This is a genomic window from Streptomyces glomeratus, from assembly GCF_021462825.1.
In the GTDB taxonomy this organism is placed as follows: Bacteria; Actinomycetota; Actinomycetes; order Streptomycetales; family Streptomycetaceae; genus Streptomyces; species Streptomyces glomeratus.
This window is the reverse complement of the sequence record NZ_JAKEEB010000019.1, coordinates 1-16,576: the sequence shown is the minus strand read 5'-3', so window position 1 is coordinate 16,576 and position 16,576 is coordinate 1. Positions and strand designations below refer to the sequence as shown.

Here is a 16,576-nt window from a genome sequence, read left to right as displayed (position 1 = left end):
GCATACGACGGCGGAGGCGGGCCGTGGCACGAAATGTCGTGGCGGCGGGGCGGGGGGCCGAGCAGAATCGGGCGATGAACCCCGTCACCCTGACCACCGAACGCCTCCTGCTGCGCGCCGTGGGCCCGCAGGACACCGACGCGGTGTTCGCGGCCGCCCAGGACCCCGACATCCAGCGCTGGACCACGATTCCATCGCCTTATCTGCGCGAGCACGCGGAAGGTTTCGTCGGGCAGATGGCGCCCGACGGCTGGGCCGACGCCTCGATGTTCACCTTCGGCGTCTTCCTGCCCTCCGGGGAGCTGGTGGCCATGCTGAGTCTGACCATGCGCTCCCTGGGCGTCGCCGAGGTGGGCTTCTGGACGGCGAAGGAACACCGGGGCAACGGCTACATCGTGGAGGCGACCCTCGCGGCGGCCCGCTGGGCCTTCACGCATCTGTCGATCGACCGCGTGGAGTGGCGTGCCGAGGTCGGCAACGCGGGATCCCGCGCGGTGGCGGAACGCGCGGGCTTCGTCATCGAGGGCACCCTGCGCGCCGCGGTCAACAACAAGGGGGTCCGCCGGGACTGCTGGGTGGGCTCGCTCCTGCCGTCCGACCTGGGCCTGCCGTCGGCGGCGCCGTATCTGCCGGCACCGTCCCGGCCGGTATAGCCGGGCTGCGAGTGCCCGGCCGGTACAGCCGGCCGCGGTGCCCGCCCGGCGCACCCGCGTGCTGTGCCGGCCGTCACAGCCGCCCCCGTGCCGTGAGCCGGGACCGGAGGCACCCCCGGCGTTGTCAGTGGCAGGTCCTACGGTGTGACCATGCCGAGCCTGCCGCGTCCCACCGCCGAACTGACCGCCGACGATGCCCGCCGCATCGCCCTGCGGGCGCAGGGCTTCCTCGGGGCCCCCGACCGAAGGGCCGGTGTCCGCGGGGTCCTGCGCCACCTCGGCGCGGTCCAGCTCGACACCATCTCCGTCCTCGCCCGCTCCCACGAACTCATTCCCTACGCGCGCCTGGGCGCGATAGGCCGCAAGGCGGTGGACGCGGCGTACTGGACGTCCTCGCCCGCCGGCCGGTCCGCGTCCCCGCACGCCTTCGAGTACTGGTCCCACGCCGCCTGCATCCTCCCGATCGAGGAGTGGCCCCACTTCGCCTTCCGTCGCCGCGCCTACCGCTCCCGCCCGCACTGGAATCACGAGCTCCCGGACGGCGCCTACGACCAGGTGATCAAGCAGCTGCGCGCCGAGGGCCCGCTGACGGCGACGGACCTGGGCGGTGCGAAGCGGACGAGCGAGTGGTGGGACTGGTCCGGCACGAAGGTCGCGGTGGAGCGCGCCCTGATGTACGGGGAGGTGGTGTGTGTCGAGCGCCGCGGCTGGAAGCGTGTGTACGACCTCGCCGAGCGCGCCGTCCCGCAGGCTCTGCTCCACGACGAGCTGGACGACTCCGAGTGCATGCGTCGTCTGGTACGCCTCGCCGGTCAGTCCCTCGGCGTCGGCACACGCGCGGATATCGCGGACTACCACCGCCTCAAGGGCGAGCAGGTCGACGCGGTGATCGCGGACTCGGGACTGGTCCCGGTGACGGTCGAGGGCTGGGGCAGACCGGCATGGGCGGATCCGGCGGCCCTCGCGGCCCCGCCGCGCGGCCGCCACCGTACGACGCTGTTGTCGCCCTTCGACTCACTGATCTGGGAGCGGGCCCGCACGGAGCGGATCTTCGGCTTCACACACCGCCTGGAGGCCTACGTTCCCAAGCCGAAGCGTGTCTACGGCTACTTCGCGATGCCGGTGCTCGCCGGCGGCCGGCTGGTCGGCCGTGTGGACCCGGCGCGCGAGGGCAGAACACTGGTCGCGAAGCAGGTCACGCTGGAGGACCCCCGGGCGGTGACTGCGGTGGCCCAGGCCCTGCTGGAGGCGGCGTCCTGGGTGGACTGCACGAACGTGCGTGTGGAGCGGGTGGACGCCCCGGCCCTGCGTGAGCCGCTGATCCGGGAGCTGGCGGCGGCCCTGGACTGATACGGCAGCTCGCCGCTGCGGCACCCTGCGGACTAGCGGATCTCGAGGATCTTCTCCCGCATCGCGTAGACCACGGCCTCCATCCTGGAGTGCAGTTGCAGCTTCTCCAGGATGTTGCGCACGTGGTTCTTCACGGTGTTCTCGGAAATGAACAGTTCCTTGGCGATGTCCCGGTTGTTCATGCCGGTGGCGACGAGCTTGAGGACCTCCAGTTCGCGGTCGGTGAGCCGCGGGGCCGGGACCAGCCGGCGCTCGTCGGTCCGCTGGATCATCGACTTGAACTCGGTGAGGAGTTTCGACGCCATGGAGGGGCTGATCTGCGACTGTCCGTCGGCGACCGCCCGAATGGCCGTGGCCACCTCGTCCGTGGAGATCTCCTTGAGGAGGTAGCCGGTCGCCCCCGCCTTGATCGCGTCGTAGAGGTCGGCCTCCTCATCGCTGATCGTCAGCATGATGATCTTGGCGCTGGGTGCCACCTCCTTGATGGAGGTGCAGGCCTCGATCCCGCCCCGCTTGGGCATCCGCACGTCCATCAGCACGATGTCGGGCAGCAGATCGGCCGCCTTGTCGACCGCCTCCGCACCGTCTCCGGCCTCGCCGACGACCTGGATGTCCTCCTCGGCGGCCAGCACGATCTCCAGGCCGCGGCGGAAGAGCGCGTGGTCGTCCACGACGAGGACACGGATGGGCTCGTTGCCCGCAGGGCCCGCCTCCGGGCCCATGCCGACGACGCCGTCGTCGGCATCCTCGTCCTGCATCGGTCCGAAGCTGTCCGCCATCGTTCCTCCCCCTGAAGGCTGTGGCCTGTGGTCCTGTGCCATCGCCAACCCAAGGCAACGGCCCACCGGTTGAGCCGTTGCGGCCATGATTCCATGCCCGGGCTACCGCCAGGTGACAGTGCGCGGCGAGAAATGGCCGCACACCGATGCCCCTGGGGGCGCACGGGCTCCCCCAGGGGCACACCGGTAAAGCCGTCACCCAGCGGGTCAGCCGCCGAGCGGTCCGCCTGCCGTCGCCGACCGCGCCTGAGTCACCATCTGGTCGGTGCTCAGGTGGATGACGCCGTAGTCATAGGCGTGCCGGCGGTAGACGACGCTGGGTTGCTTGGTCTCGGAGTCGACGAACAGATAGAAGTCGTGCCCCACCAGCTCCATCTCGTAGAGGGCCTGGTCGAGCGACATCGGCGACGCGACATGTGTCTTCTCGCGGACGACGAGGGGGCCTTCGCCCTTCACCTCGAGCGATCCGATCTTCTTGGTCGGCACCTCCGGCTCCTCCGCCACGAGGAGGCCGTTGCCGTTGAGGGTCGCGGCACCCGGGACGTGGTCGGGCACCTCGGCTGCCGTGAGCCTGCGGACCCCGCGGCGGGTGTGACGCTTGTCGTGCTGCTTGCGCAGTCGCGCCTCGAGCTTCTCCGCCGCCAGGTCGAGTGCCGCGTAAGGATCGCTGGCCGCTGCTTCCGCCCGAATCACCGGACCGCGGGAGCGGAGGGTGATCTCCACTCGGTCGGAACGGTCGGCCTGTCGGGGGTTGGGCTCCTTGGACACCTCGACGTCGAGGCTGATCACCTTGGCATCCAGCTTCTGGATCTTGTCCAGCTTCAGCTTCTCGGCCACGTGCTTCCGGAACCGCTCGGGCACCTCGGTCTTGCGGCCCTTGACGACGATGTCCACGCAGAACTCCGTTCCCGGATCGCTCCGCATTCCCGGCGGAGCATCTCCCTTGTGCACCAGGCTCCGGCGAACTCCGGAGCCACGGACTCGGTGACTTCCACCTCCTCCTCCCCCGTGGGCGAGATCTCCATCCCACGGCTGCGGGTGATTGCAGAAAGCCCGCAGCACGGCATTCGGATAAGCGAGGGATGGCCTGCGCCTTTCTCTCACAACCGAACATATCTCGCCCGGCCTGATGTCGTCACCCTCTACTGCGGCGTACCTCCGTTCCGGTGAATTGACCTGCTCATTACCTGCAACGACGCATGTTCCTAGTCAGTTCCGGTTGATTTCGAAAGAATCCTGCGACGCAGCGATCACGGCCGCGCGGATCCCGTCCTCGGCGCCGAGAGCAGCGGTCATTCCCGAGAACAACCGGGTCCGGGTCGCCACTGCCATCGTCTCCACCGTTCTTCGTTCCCCCCTTGCTTCCCCCGCCGCACCCGCATACACCTCCATGTCCCTCTTTCGAGGGTGCCCCAGCGCCGCCCGTACCGCGCGCGCCGCCTCCGCCAGCGACGCTCCCGTCGTCATCAGGTCGTCGACGAGGATCACCGGCCCGTCGGTCAGCAGCCGCACGCCCCCTTCGGCCACCTCCAGCGCTCCCGCCAGGTTGTCCAGCCGCTGCCGGGAGCCGAGCCCCGACTGGTCGGCCACCTCCCGTCGCTGCCGCAGCGCGGTCACCACCCGGGCCGCCGTTCCCGTCCGGCGCAGCTCCCCCGCGGCCGCGAGCGCGATCCGCCGGGTGGGATCGTGCCCCCTCGCCCGCACGGCCCGGCGCGCGGAGGGCACGGGCACCAGCGCCAACGGCCGAGCGCCGCCGGCCCGCACCGCACCCGAGGCCCGCCGACGGGCGACGGCACCGGCCCCGGCCTCGCCCAGCCCCGCCCGTACCGCTCCGGCCAGCGCCGTACCCAGCGGCCTCGCGAGCGTCAGGACGCCCCTCTCCTTGTGGGCCAGGAGCATGGCGCGCACCGCACCCCCGTAGGGAGCCGCCGCATGCACCACGGGCAGCCCCACCGGCTCCGGCACCGGGCGCACCCGCCGCGGTGCGGTTCCGTGAAGGGCCGCTCGGCACTCCGGGCAGAGCACCGTGCGCGGCCTCCCGCAGCCTCCGCACTCGGCCGGCAGCACCAGATCGGTGAGGTCGTGCCACCACCCCCGCATGACCACCACTGTGGCAAGGCCTGAGGCGGCCTGCCAGGCCTGTGGAAAACTCCGCGTGCCTGCCGGTCCCCGCACGCCGGGGACGGCTCACCCCGGATAGACCGGAGCCGTCCCCGCCTTGACGACCTTCTGCCACTGCGCCCCGGCCGACAGCCGTACGATCCCGTCCTCCGAGTACGCCACCAGCGGCAGCCGCTCGTCCTCCGACGCCGCGATCTGCTTCACGCCGGTCGGCGAGGGCGGCGCATTGCCCGCCGGCGTGGAGCCGTCGACCTGCACATAGCGCATCTGCTGCACCCCGCCCGACTCCCGTCCGACCACCACGAGCCGGCTGTCCCCGGCCCACGACATGGCCGTGACCTCCTCCAGCTGGGGAGTGACGGAACGCAGTGCGGGGATCGACACGGCGGCCTTCCCGTCGGCCCCGGTCTCCCGGTCGATGCGCCCGATCTGCAGGGACGTCTTGCCGTCCTTCTCGACGATGAGCGCGATCCGCACACCGTCGGCCGCCACCCGCACCGCCTCGATGCGGCCGTCGAGGTCCGGTGTGCGCACCTCGACCGGCTGTCCGGCGCCCTGCTCCAGCATCACCAGCCGGGGGTTCTTCGGGTCGCGGTCGGCCACCCACAGGTCCCCCGCGCCGTCCCAGCTCGGCGTGGTCAGCCGGTCGTTCTCCGACAGGCCCCGGCTGGTCAGCACCGCGTTCCCCAGCGGCGAACCCGCCACCAGCGGCACGACGTACAGACTCTGCCCGTCGAAGGAGACCCCGGCCGCCCTGTCCTCGTCACGCGACACGGCGGCCGCGCGCAGCTTCCTCGTCCCGTCGCCCAGAGCGCCCGGCACCGGGATGAACTGATTGGAACCGCTGCCGGCCTGCATGCGGACCAGCCGCTGCTTGCCGTCGACGAAGTACTCGTACTCGGGCCCCCTGGCCGTGCCGTGCGACGCGATGATCTCGGCCCGGCTCTCGTCCAGCTCGCACAGCTTCCCGCCGTCCGAGCGCCGCAGCTCGACCTGGGTCACCCCCGTCGGTGTCAGATCCTGCAGCGTGAACAGCAGCTGCGCCGCCATCCGCGAGCACTGCGTCCGCCCGACCCGGTCGGCCTTGTCGTTGAGCGGCACCGTGAGCTTGTTCTGGTCGTCGGGCGACAGCGAGGTGACGCCCTTCCCGAGTGCGACCCCCGAGGGGAAGCTCGACGTCGCCACCGGGTCCAGCCAGTGTGTGGGGCCCTTCAGCAGCGCCCGGACCGTCGAGGTGACGGCGTCGACCTTGCTGCGCACATACACCGGGTCGGCGACCGTCTTCAGCTGGCCGCCCTCCGCAGCGGGCACGTTCGCGGCGTAGTAGTACTTGTTGACGGACACGTAGTTGCGCTGGAAGTCGGACCGGCCCATGATCACGCCCTGCGGCAGCGAGTCGATGCGCCACTGGTCGGTCTTCTTGTCCAGTGTGAGGTGCACCGTCCTGTTGTACGTGCCCGAGTCCGGCGTGTACGCGTGTTCGGCGTCCACGACGGCGAACTTGCTGCCCGTCAGCGTGTAGGAGTAGTCGTCGGCCGCCTCCCGGCTCCTGATGTGCTGGGGCACCGGGTTCGGTCCGTCGGAGAGCACGGTGGTGGACTGGTCCGGGCGCCATCTGCCCGACGCCCCGGGGGTCAGGTACTGGCGGGCCGTCTCGTACCGCGGGTCGTCACTGGTCAGCGCCTCCAGGAAGCCCTGCACGATCTCCGCGGGCCCGGCGTTCTCGCGCGGCGGCATCGCGAACACACGGACCTGGGCGTCCTGCCGCGGCGTCGACTCGACCCCGCGCAGATCCCCGCTGTCCGGCATCGAGGCGCACCCGGCCAGCAGCACGGCACCACAGCCGACGAGCACGCCGGTGCGCGGCGCACGCCACCGTCCGCCCCCCACAGCGCCCACGAAACGCCTCCCCTTGCTCACTTCACTCGTGCGTCCCGTCGCCACGCGACGGGTCCTGTGTGCTGTCGTCCCGGTGCCGCACGGCCCCGGTGGGCCGCGCCACCACCCGCGCGCCGTTGCCCGGCAGCGCGGTCGGGTCGGCTGTGGGCGTCACCGCGGCCAGTCTCGGCGCGATCGGGGCCCGCTCGCCCGTGGACTGTGCGGGAACCGTGGCGAGCTTGCCCGAGCCGCCCTGGGGCAGTCCGGCGTCGTTGAGCCCGCGGTTGCGCCGCGAGTCCATGGGCTCCAGGGGTATCGGGGAACCCCGCAGCGGCTCGTCCGCTGTCCGCGGCAGTGTCAGCCGGAACTGCGAACCGCCTCCCGGCTCGCCCCACGCCTGGAGCCAGCCCCCGTGCAGCCGGGCGTCCTCCAGGGCGATGGACAGCCCCAGGCCCGTACCGCCGGTGGTACGCGCGCGTGCCGGGTCCGCCCGCCAGAAGCGGCTGAACACCCGGGTCGCCTCGCCCGGCTTGAGCCCCACGCCGTAGTCCCGCACCGCGATCGCGACCGCGCCGCCCGCGGCGGCGAGCTTGACGACGACGTCCTTGCCCTCACCGTGCTCGACCGCGTTGACCACGAGATTGCGCAGCACCCGCTCCACACGCCGGGCGTCGGCCTCCGCGACAACGGGCTGCTGGTCGCCGACGACGCGTATCTGCGTCCCCTTGCGCTCGGCGAGCGGCTCGGCCCCGCTCACCACCCGCCTCACGACCTCGCGCAGGTCGATCGGCTCGGCCTCCAGGGCCGCCGCACCCGCGTCGAAACGGCTGATCTCCAGCAGGTCCGCGAGCAGCGACTCGAAACGGTCCAACTGGTCGGCGAGCAGCTCGGCCGACCGCGCGGTCACCGGGTCGAAGTCGACGCGGGCCTCGTGGATGACGTCGGCCGCCATCCGCACGGTCGTCAGCGGTGTGCGCAGCTCGTGCGACACGTCCGACACGAACCGCCGCTGCATCCTCGACAGATCCTCCAGCTGCTGGATCTTCAACTGGAGGTTCTGCGCCATCTTGTTGAAGGCCTCGCCCAGGCGTGCGATGTCGTCCTCGCCGGTGACCTTCATACGTTCCTGCAGATGTCCGGCGGACAGCCGCTCGGCGATGCCCGCCGCCATCCGTACGGGGGTGACGACCTGGCGCACCACGAGCCAGGCGATGGCCCCGAGGAGTACGACGACGAACAGCCCCGCGGTCGCCAGCGTCCCCTTGACCAGGCTGAGCGACTTCTCCTCCTGCGTGAGCGGGAAGAGGTAGTACAGCTGGTAAGGGTGTCCGTTCGGGTCGTTGATCTGCTTGCCGATGATGAGCGCCGGCTGCGGCTCACGGTCGCTGTCGGTGTAGACGATGCGGGTGTAGCTCTGCGCCACGCCCATGCCGGCACCGACGCGCCGGCGCAGGGCATCCGGCACGCTCAGGTTGGGGTCCACATCACCCGACGCGCGGGGCCCGAGGCCACGGTTGTCGCCGCTGTCCACGACGGTGGTGCTGAGCGTGACCACGTCGAAGGCGCCCTGGCCACCACTGGACAGCGACTCGACCAGGTCGCTCATCCACCCGCTGACGTTCTGCACGGGGTTGTTGCCCGTGCCCGCGTTGTCGTCGCCGCCGCCCGCGCTGGCCGCGCTGTCCGCCTTCTGCCCGGCGACCGTGAAGCCGCCGACGGCCTGGCTCTGGGACGCCTTCACCTTGGCGTCCAGCAGACCGTTGCGCACCTGGCCGATGACGACGAAGCCCAGCAGCAGCACGACGCCCAGGGACATCAGCAGCGTCGTCACGACGATCTTGAGCTGGATGTTGCGTCGCCACAGCCGCATCACCGGCAGCAGCGGACGGCGCACCCAGCGCATGACGAGCCGGAGGACCGGGCTGCCCTGGACTCCGCCCTGCAGCAGCCCGCCCTCGAAGAACCGTTCCCATCCGGAGCCCGCCGTGCGCCGTCCGACAGGCCGCTCCGGTTCGGCTACCGGCCGGGCGGTAGCCGAAGCGGCACTGTCCCGCGGCACGTCAGCTCGGTCCGGCCTTGTAACCGACGCCACGGACGGTCACTACGATTTCCGGCCTTTCCGGGTCCTTCTCGACCTTGGAGCGCAGCCGCTGGACGTGCACGTTGACGAGACGGGTGTCCGCCGCATGGCGGTAGCCCCAGACCTGCTCGAGCAGGACCTCGCGGGTGAACACCTGCCACGGCTTGCGCGCCAGCGCCACCAGCAGATCGAACTCCAGGGGCGTCAGCGCGATCGACTGCCCGTCCCGCTTCACCGAGTGACCGGCCACGTCGATGACCAGGTCACCGATGGAGAGCTGCTCGGGCGCCGGCTCCTCCGACCTGCGCAGCCGCGCCCGGATCCGGGCCACCAGCTCCTTCGGCTTGAACGGCTTGACGATGTAGTCGTCCGCGCCCGACTCGAGGCCGACCACCACGTCCACGGTGTCGCTCTTGGCGGTGAGCATCACGATCGGCACGCCTGACTCCGCCCTGATCAGGCGGCACACCTCGATACCGTCCCGTCCGGGCAGCATCAGGTCGAGCAGCACAAGATCGGGCTTGGTCTCGCGGAAAGCGGCCAGCGCCTTGTCGCCGTCAGCTACGAAAGACGGCTCAAAACCTTCACCACGCAGCACGATGCCGAGCATCTCGGCCAGTGCGGTGTCGTCGTCGACGACAAGGACTCGTCCCTTCATGGACCACATCATCCCATTAACTAAATTGTTACCTGGCGTGACCTGTCACACAGCGCAGCGAGTGCATCGGCGGTCACAGGGGAAACGACACCTTCCTCGGTGACGATCGCCGTCACCAACTCGGGCGGCGTCACGTCGAACGCCGGGTTGTACGCCTGGGTCCCCAGGGGTGCCACCGGTATCCCGCCTCCCGCCTCCGCTCCCGCCACCGGAACCCGGGGCGCGGTGACCTCCGTCACCTCGTGTCCGGCCCGCTGCTCCACCTCGATGGACGCCCCGTCGGGCGTGCCCGGATCCACCGTCGTCACCGGTGCCACCACGATGAACGGCACATGGTGGTACCTGGCGAGTACGGCGAGCGGATAGCTCCCCACCTTGTTCGCCACCGAACCGTCGGCGGCGATCCGGTCCGCCCCGATCAGCACGGCGTCCACCTCGCCCGCCGCGAACAGCGAACCGGCCGCGTTGTCCGTGAGCAAGGTGTACGCCATCCCGTTGCGGGCCGCCTCGTACGCCGTCAAGCGAGCACCTTGCAGCAAAGGCCGCGTCTCGTCCACCCACAGCCTGCGCAGCCGCCCCGCCCGGTGTGCCGCCAGCGCCACCGCGAACGCCGTGCCCTCACCGCCGGACACCAGTGCGCCGGTGTTGCAGTGGGTCAGCACCCGGTGCCCGCCGCCCGGCAACAACTCCTCCAGCAGCGCCAGACCGTGCCGCGCCATCCGCGCGCTGGCCGCGGCGTCCTCCTGGTGCAGTGCGCGCGCCGCGGCCAGCGTCGCCTCGGCGGCCTGACCCCGGTCACCGCCCCCCGCGACCGCGGCCCGGTACGCGGCCTGGGCCCTGCGCACGCCGACGGCGAGATTCACCGCGGTCGGCCGGGCACCCGCCAGCGCGGCGGCGGCCTCCTCCACGTCGAAGCCACGCGCCGCGGCGAGCGCGACACCGTACGCCCCGGCGATCCCCAGCAGCGGCGCCCCCCGCACGGCGAGCGTGCGGATCGCGTCCACCAGCGCGGACGCGTCCGTACACACGAGCTCGACCTCCTCGGCCGGCAGTCTGCGCTGGTCGAGAAGGACCAGTACGGGCCCTTCGGGCGGCTCCTCCCAACGGATCGCGGGCATCTCCGCCGACTGGTTGTCCTCGTCTGCTCGCGCGTACTGATCAGCCATGCGGTCAGTCTGCCCCGTAACCGGCCGACAATTGAAGGTGTACAGCCCACACCACCCCTGGTCCCCCACCGGACGCAGCGTGGCACGATGTCTGCCAACTCGCCGCCGCATCCGCGGAGCGGGCACCGTGAAGGAGCGACGATGAATGACACTCCGGGCTGGGCTTCGCCCGGATCTGCCCCCTCCGAGGGGACGCAGCCGGACGCCACCGGCGCGCAGCCCCCGGAGCAGCCCTCGGGCCAAGGCGGTGGCGATCAGCCGCAGACGCCGACGCAGTGGTCCAGGCAGCAGCCCCCGCCCGGGCAGTGGAGCGCTCCGCACCCTCAGGTTCCCGGTCAGGTCCCGACGCCTCCGCCCGGAGCGGGCTGGGGTGCCCCGCCCACCGGTCCCGGCGGCCACGGGGCTCCCGTCGGCGGTCACGGCGGCTGGGGAGCTCCCTGGGGGCCGCCGGCCGCCGCCAAACCCGGTGTGATCCCGCTGAGGCCGCTCGGGGTCGGCGAGATCCTCGACGGCGCCGTCTCCACCATGCGCACCCACTGGCGCTCGGTCCTCGGCATCGCGCTGGGCGTCTCCGTCTTCACGGAGATCGTCGCCATCCTGTTCCAGAAGCTGGTCCTCGACGACCGCGCCACCGCGGAGACCCTCAGCGACCCCAGTTCCTCCGCACGCGAGGTGGGCCGCGCCATGGGCGGGGTGCTGCTGAGCTCCGGCGTGGTCTTCCTGGTGACCCTGATCGGCACCATCGTGGCGACCGCCCTGCTCACGACCGTCACCAGCCGGGCGGTGCTCGGCAAGTCGGTGACCATAGCGGAGGCCTGGCGCGACGCCCGCCCGCAGCTGCTGAAGCTGGCCGGACTGACGCTCCTGCTGCCGCTCATCGCCCTCACGATCTTCGCCGTCGGCACGGTGCCCGGCATCCTCATCGCGGCGGGCGGCTCGACCGCCGCGGGCGTCTCGCTGGCGGTCCTCGGCGGCCTCGGCGCCGCGGTGGTCGCCACATGGATCATGATGCGTTTCTCGCTCGCCTCGCCCGCGCTGATGCTCGAGAAGCAGAGCATCCGCACATCGATGAGCCGCTCCGCCAAGCTGATGCGCGGCTCGTGGTGGCGCGTCAGCAGCATTCAGGCCCTCGCCCAGATCATCGCGGGCATCGTGGGGTCGCTGGTCGTCATCCCCTTCGCCGTCATCGCCGGCATCCTCAGCGGTGACGGCATGAGCGGCCTCTTCAACGGCACCGGAGACGGCCCCGGCTGGACGTTCCTGATCATCAGCGGTATCGGCTCGGTGATCGGGCGCACGCTCACCTTCCCGATCAGCGCCGGCGTGACCGTGCTGCTCTACATCGACCAGCGCATCCGCCGCGAGGCCCTCGACCTCGACCTGGCCCGCGCCGCAGGCGTCCAGAGCTACAACGCCGCCGTCACCGACGCCACCCCGGGGAGCTGATGGGGTGAGCCCGACGGGGGGAGTGGGGAAGGTCGTGCCGGTGCTGTGGCGCTCGGGCGACCAGCCACCGATCACGATCCCGCGCGACCCGGCGCGGGAGGCGGCTCGGCGTGAGCTGTCCAAGCGGATGTACCACGAGAGCGACCCAAGCCTGCTGCAGCGGGCCCTGAACGCCTTCTGGGACTGGGTCGGCGGCCTCTTCGACACCGCCTCGTCCGCGGCGCCGGGCGGCTTCGTCGGCCTGCTCGTCATCGCCCTGGCGGTCCTCGCGCTCATAGGGGCCCTGTGGTGGCGCCTGGGCACCCCGCGCCGCATGCCCACCTCGTCCGCCGCCCTCTTCGAGGACCGCCCCAAGAGCGCCGCCGAGCACCGCGCGGCCGCCGAGGCGCACGCCGCCCAGAGCCACTGGAACCAGGCGGTCCAGGAACGCATGCGCGCCGTCGTCCGCTCCCTGGAGGAACGCGCCCTGCTCGAGGTACGCCCCGGCCGTACCGCCGACGAGGCCGCCATCGAGGCCGGCCGCGCACTCCCCGACCACGCAGACCGACTGCGGGTGGCCTCACGGGACTTCGACGACGTCACATACGGCGGCCGGGCCGCGGCCGAAGGAACGTACCGCCGGCTCGCCGACCTCGACGACGACCTCGAGCGCACCAGGCCCCAGCTCACCGACAGCGCCCCCACCACAGCCCCCGGCGCCCGCTCGGGAGCCGCCGGATGACATCCCAGGCCACGCTCCCCGCCACGTCCGTCTCGCCCACCGCCCGCCAGGTGTGGACCCGTTCGCGCGGACTGCTGCTCGCCGCCGTACTCGTGCTGGTCGCCGCCGTCGTGATCGCCGTCGTCCGCTCCAGCGCCCACCACGGCCGCCTCGACCCGCGCTCGGCCGACCCCTACGGCAGTCACGCCGTCGCCGCACTCCTCGCCGAACGCGGTGTCTCGACCCGGGTGGTCACCACGCTCGACGCGGCGCGCTCCGCCGCCGGCCCCGACACCACTCTTCTCGTCGCCGCGCCGGATCTTCTGACGCGCCATCAACAAAGCGGTCTGCAGCAGGCGACGCAGAACTCCGGGGGACGCACGGTCCTGATCGCGCCCGAGACCTCCGCCGGCGGCCTCGCCCCGGGCGTCTCGGCGGACCCCGCACCCAGCTTCGACTGGCTGCTGAGTCCCCGCTGCGCGCTCCCCGCCGCCCGGCGCGCGGGCACCGCCCACACGGGCGGGGTCCGCTACCTCACGGCCGGCGCCCACGCCGACCGCTGTTACCCCAGCGACGGCCTGCCCACCCTGGTGCGGCTCCCGGCCGCATCCGGAAGCGGCGACACCGTCGTCCTCGGCGCGCCCGACATCCTCTACAACAACCACCTCGACGAGCAGGGCAACGCCTCCCTCGCCCTCCAACTGCTCGGCTCTCGCTCCCACTTGGTCTGGTACCTCCCCTCGCTCTCCGACACCTCGGCCACCGACTCGGGCAGCCGCAGCTTCTTCGACCTGCTCCCCTCGGGCTGGCTGTGGGGCACACTGCAACTCTTCATCGCGGCGGCCTTGGCCGCCCTCTGGCGGGCCCGCCGACTGGGCCCGCTCGTCCCCGAGAGACTTCCCGTCGCGATCCGCGCCTCCGAAACCGTCGAAGGCCGCGCCCGCCTCTACCGCAAGTCGCGTGCCCGCGACCGCGCGGCCGCCGCTCTGCGCTCCACCACTCGCACCCGCCTCGCCGCCCTGGTGGGCATCCCCCTCGCCCAGGCGCATGCGCCCGAGGCCCTGCTCCCGGCGCTCTCCGCACACCTCCACGGTGACGGACAGTCCCGGCACTCCCTCCTCTTCGGCCCGCCGCCCGGCGACGACGCGGCCCTGATCGCACTCGCCGACCAACTCGACGCCCTCGAAAGAGAGGTACGCCGTCCATGATGGACCCGACCACTGACAAAGCCGGGCACACCGGGGATCCGGACGCCGTCCGGGCCTCTCTGGAGGCTCTGCGCGCCGAGATCGCCAAAGCCGTGGTCGGCCAGGACCCCGCAGTCACCGGTCTCGTCGTGGCCCTCCTGTGCCGCGGACACGTGCTCCTCGAAGGGGTCCCCGGGGTCGCCAAGACCCTCCTCGTCCGCACTCTCTCCGCCGCACTCGAACTCGACACCAAGCGCGTCCAGTTCACACCGGACCTGATGCCGAGCGATGTCACCGGATCCCTCGTCTACGACGCACGGACCGCGGAGTTCTCCTTCCAGCCCGGGCCCGTCTTCACCAACCTGCTGCTCGCGGACGAGATCAACCGAACCCCGCCGAAGACGCAGTCGTCCCTCCTCGAAGCCATGGAGGAGCGTCAGGTCACGGTCGACGGCACCCCGCGCCCGCTCCCCGAGCCGTTCCTGGTCGCCGCGACCCAGAACCCGGTCGAGTACGAGGGCACCTATCCCCTCCCGGAAGCCCAACTGGACCGTTTCCTGGTCAAACTGACGATCCCTCTGCCGTCCCGGCAGGACGAGATCGACGTCCTCACCCGTCACGCCGCCGGCTTCAATCCTCGCGACCTGCGCGCCGCCGGCGTACGCCCGGTGGCGAGCGCCGCCGACCTCGAGGCGGCACGCGCCGCCGTCGCCAAGACGACGGTGTCCCCCGAGATCACCGCCTACGTGGTGGACATCTGCCGTGCCACCCGCGATTCGCCGTCGCTCACCCTCGGTGTGTCCCCGCGCGGCGCGACCGCTCTCCTGGCAACCTCCCGGGCCTGGGCCTGGCTGACGGGCCGTGACTACGTCATCCCCGACGACGTGAAGGCCCTGGCTCTTCCGACGCTCCGTCACCGGGTGCAACTCCGCCCGGAGGCCGAGATGGAAGGCGTGACCGCGGACTCCGTCATCAACGCGATCCTCGCCCACGTCCCCGTGCCCCGCTGATGGCACTCACCGGACGAGCCGCGCTTCTCGCGGCACTCGGCACCCTCCCCGTCGGCATCTGGGCACCCGACTGGACGGGCATCCTCGCCGTCAACGGCCCGCTGGCCCTGGCCTGCGCCTGTGACTTCGCGCTGGCCGCGCCCGTACGCCGCCTCGGCCTGACCCGGTCCGGCGACACCTCCGTACGCCTGGGCGAGGCCGCCGACGTGACGCTCACGGTCACCAACCCCTCCCGCCGTCCCCTGCGCGCCCATCTCCGCGACGCATGGCCGCCCAGCAGCTGGCAGCCGGGAACCGAAGTGGCCGCGTCCCGCCATCGTCTGACGGTCCCTCCGGGTGAGCGCCGCCGGGTCACGACCCGTCTCACCCCGACCCGCCGGGGCGACCGGCAGGCGGACCGCGTCGCGATCCGCTCCTACGGACCCCTCGGCCTCCTCTCCCGCCAGGGCACCCACAAGGTCCCCTGGACGGTGCGGGTCCTGCCACCCTTCGCCAGCCGCAAGCACCTTCCCTCCAAGCTGGCCCGCCTCCGTGAACTGGACGGCCGGACCAGCGTGTTGATCCGCGGCGAGGGCACGGAGTTCGACAGTCTGCGCGACTACGTCCCTGGCGACGACACTCGCTCCATCGACTGGCGCGCCACGGCCCGCCAGACCACGGTCGCAGTACGCACCTGGCGGCCGGAACGCGACCGCCACATCCTGCTGGTTCTGGACACGGGCCGAACGTCCGCCGGACGGGTCGGCGACGCGCCGCGCCTGGACGCCTCCATGGACGCGGCGCTGCTGCTGGCCGCCCTGGCTTCCCGGGCCGGTGACCGAGTGGACCTGCTGGCCTACGATCGCCGGGTGCGCGCCCTGGTCCAGGGCCGGGCGTCCCGTGAGCTGCTGCCGGCACTGGTCAACGCGATGGCGACGCTGGAGCCGGAACTCATCGAAACGGACGCCCGCGGACTGACGGCAACCGCGCTCCGCACGGCACCGCGCCGCTCCCTGATCGTCCTGCTGACCACGCTCGAGACGGCGCCCGTGGAGGAGGAGCTGCTGCCGGCGCTGTCCCGCCTCAGTCAACGCCACACGGTACTGGTCGCCTCGGTCGCCGATCCGCATATCGCCCAGATGGCCACAGCGCGCGGCAGCGCCGATGCGGTGTACGAGGCCGCGGCGGCGGCCCGGGCCCAGACCGAGCGCACCCGCACGGCAGAACAGCTACGGCGCCATGGCGTCACCGTCGTGGACGCGACACCCGAGGATCTGCCGCCGGCACTGGCGGACGCCTACCTGGCCTTGAAGGCGGCGGGCCGACTCTGAGCGTCAGGGCCGGTGCCTCCGGCCCTGACCCCAAAACGCAGAAAGCCCCCGTGCCGACTGGCACGGGGGCTTTCTCAAGAATTGTTCGGCGGCGTCCTACTCTCCCACAGGGTCCCCCCTGCAGTACCATCGGCGCTGTAAGGCTTAGCTTCCGGGTTCGAAATGTAACCGGGCGTTTCCCTCACGCTATGACCACCGAAACACTATGAAACTGACAACCCGGCCGCCGTATCACTAC

At 71.6% G+C, this 16,576-nt stretch carries 14 protein-coding genes and 1 rRNA gene; 7 read left to right on the top strand and 8 right to left on the bottom strand.

From position 1 onward, the window contains the following. Positions 1-74 precede the first annotated feature (74 nt). Positions 75-653, top strand: coding sequence for a GNAT family N-acetyltransferase (locus LZ604_RS21740; protein ID WP_234517099.1), 579 nt, complete (start codon positions 75-77; stop codon positions 651-653). Between the two features lie 150 nt (positions 654-803). Next, positions 804-2,003 (top strand): winged helix-turn-helix domain-containing protein, encoded by a 1,200-nt coding sequence (locus LZ604_RS21735; RefSeq protein WP_234517098.1) that lies wholly within the window; start codon positions 804-806, stop codon positions 2,001-2,003. A gap of 32 nt (positions 2,004-2,035) precedes the next feature. On the opposite strand, the gene LZ604_RS21730 is transcribed toward LZ604_RS21735, so the two are convergent. From LZ604_RS21730 to mtnA, 7 genes are all read right to left on the bottom strand, one after another. Beyond that, on the bottom strand, positions 2,036-2,782 hold the full coding sequence (locus LZ604_RS21730; RefSeq protein WP_234517097.1) for a response regulator: 747 nt from the start codon (positions 2,780-2,782) through the stop codon (positions 2,036-2,038). Positions 2,783-2,989: 207 nt separating this feature from the next. Continuing rightward, complete coding sequence (gene hpf, locus LZ604_RS21725; protein WP_372482176.1) at positions 2,990-3,676, bottom strand: ribosome hibernation-promoting factor, HPF/YfiA family; 687 nt, start codon at positions 3,674-3,676, stop codon at positions 2,990-2,992. Positions 3,677-3,991: 315 nt separating this feature from the next. Beyond that, complete coding sequence (locus LZ604_RS21720; protein ID WP_234517095.1) at positions 3,992-4,882, bottom strand: ComF family protein; 891 nt, start codon at positions 4,880-4,882, stop codon at positions 3,992-3,994. A gap of 87 nt (positions 4,883-4,969) precedes the next feature. Further along, complete coding sequence (locus LZ604_RS21715) at positions 4,970-6,802, bottom strand: LpqB family beta-propeller domain-containing protein (protein WP_372482175.1); 1,833 nt, start codon at positions 6,800-6,802, stop codon at positions 4,970-4,972. Positions 6,803-6,824: 22 nt separating this feature from the next. Further along, positions 6,825-8,840 carry an MtrAB system histidine kinase MtrB gene (gene mtrB, locus LZ604_RS21710; RefSeq protein WP_234517094.1) on the bottom strand — a complete coding sequence of 672 codons (2,016 nt, stop codon included), beginning with the start codon at positions 8,838-8,840 and terminating at the stop codon, positions 6,825-6,827. A 1-nt stretch (position 8,841) separates the two neighbouring features. Beyond that, positions 8,842-9,531, bottom strand: a complete 690-nt coding sequence (gene mtrA, locus LZ604_RS21705) for a two-component system response regulator MtrA (protein ID WP_308283616.1) — start codon at positions 9,529-9,531, stop codon at positions 8,842-8,844. Between the two features lie 8 nt (positions 9,532-9,539). After that, positions 9,540-10,685: an S-methyl-5-thioribose-1-phosphate isomerase gene (gene mtnA, locus LZ604_RS21700; RefSeq protein WP_234517093.1), complete on the bottom strand. Its 1,146-nt coding sequence runs from the start codon at positions 10,683-10,685 to the stop codon at positions 9,540-9,542. A gap of 141 nt (positions 10,686-10,826) precedes the next feature. Between mtnA and LZ604_RS21695 the strand changes: the two genes are divergently transcribed. From LZ604_RS21695 to LZ604_RS21675, 5 genes are read left to right on the top strand one after another with little or no spacing between them, the layout of a single operon-like run. Next, on the top strand, positions 10,827-12,131 hold the full coding sequence (locus tag LZ604_RS21695) for a proline-rich domain-containing protein (RefSeq protein WP_234517092.1): 1,305 nt from the start codon (positions 10,827-10,829) through the stop codon (positions 12,129-12,131). Between the two features lie 4 nt (positions 12,132-12,135). Next, positions 12,136-12,852, top strand: a complete 717-nt coding sequence (locus LZ604_RS21690; RefSeq protein ID WP_234517091.1) for a DUF4129 domain-containing protein — start codon at positions 12,136-12,138, stop codon at positions 12,850-12,852. Beyond that, on the top strand, positions 12,849-14,039 hold the full coding sequence (locus LZ604_RS21685) for a DUF4350 domain-containing protein (RefSeq protein WP_234517090.1): 1,191 nt from the start codon (positions 12,849-12,851) through the stop codon (positions 14,037-14,039). The genes LZ604_RS21690 and LZ604_RS21685 overlap by 4 nt, the downstream gene beginning before the upstream one ends. Then, positions 14,039-15,028 carry an AAA family ATPase gene (locus LZ604_RS21680; protein ID WP_234517167.1) on the top strand — a complete coding sequence of 330 codons (990 nt, stop codon included), beginning with the start codon at positions 14,039-14,041 and terminating at the stop codon, positions 15,026-15,028. The genes LZ604_RS21685 and LZ604_RS21680 overlap by 1 nt, the downstream gene beginning before the upstream one ends. Then, positions 15,028-16,338 carry a DUF58 domain-containing protein gene (locus LZ604_RS21675; RefSeq protein WP_234517089.1) on the top strand — a complete coding sequence of 437 codons (1,311 nt, stop codon included), beginning with the start codon at positions 15,028-15,030 and terminating at the stop codon, positions 16,336-16,338. The genes LZ604_RS21680 and LZ604_RS21675 overlap by 1 nt, the downstream gene beginning before the upstream one ends. Positions 16,339-16,421: 83 nt before the next feature. Here LZ604_RS21675 and rrf read toward each other — a convergent pair. Beyond that, positions 16,422-16,538: ribosomal RNA gene (gene rrf / locus LZ604_RS21670) — 5S ribosomal RNA — on the bottom strand. Between the last annotated feature and the right edge of the window lie 38 nt (positions 16,539-16,576).

What these genes read in the sequence shown, in the direction of transcription:
- LZ604_RS21720 (WP_234517095.1), bottom strand. Translation starts at nt 4,882, where the DNA reads ATGCGGGGGTGGTGGCACGACCTCACCGATCTGGTGCTGCCGGCCGAG.
- mtnA (WP_234517093.1), bottom strand. Translation starts at nt 10,685, where the DNA reads ATGGCTGATCAGTACGCGCGAGCAGACGAGGACAACCAGTCGGCGGAG.
- LZ604_RS21675 (WP_234517089.1), top strand. Translation starts at nt 15,028, where the DNA reads ATGGCACTCACCGGACGAGCCGCGCTTCTCGCGGCACTCGGCACCCTC.
- LZ604_RS21680 (WP_234517167.1), top strand. Translation starts at nt 14,039, where the DNA reads ATGGACCCGACCACTGACAAAGCCGGGCACACCGGGGATCCGGACGCC.
- mtrA (WP_308283616.1), bottom strand. Translation starts at nt 9,531, where the DNA reads ATGATGTGGTCCATGAAGGGACGAGTCCTTGTCGTCGACGACGACACC.
- LZ604_RS21730 (WP_234517097.1), bottom strand. Translation starts at nt 2,782, where the DNA reads ATGGCGGACAGCTTCGGACCGATGCAGGACGAGGATGCCGACGACGGC.
- LZ604_RS21740 (WP_234517099.1), top strand. Translation starts at nt 75, where the DNA reads ATGAACCCCGTCACCCTGACCACCGAACGCCTCCTGCTGCGCGCCGTG.
- LZ604_RS21695 (WP_234517092.1), top strand. Translation starts at nt 10,827, where the DNA reads ATGAATGACACTCCGGGCTGGGCTTCGCCCGGATCTGCCCCCTCCGAG.
- LZ604_RS21685 (WP_234517090.1), top strand. Translation starts at nt 12,849, where the DNA reads ATGACATCCCAGGCCACGCTCCCCGCCACGTCCGTCTCGCCCACCGCC.
- LZ604_RS21735 (WP_234517098.1), top strand. Translation starts at nt 804, where the DNA reads ATGCCGAGCCTGCCGCGTCCCACCGCCGAACTGACCGCCGACGATGCC.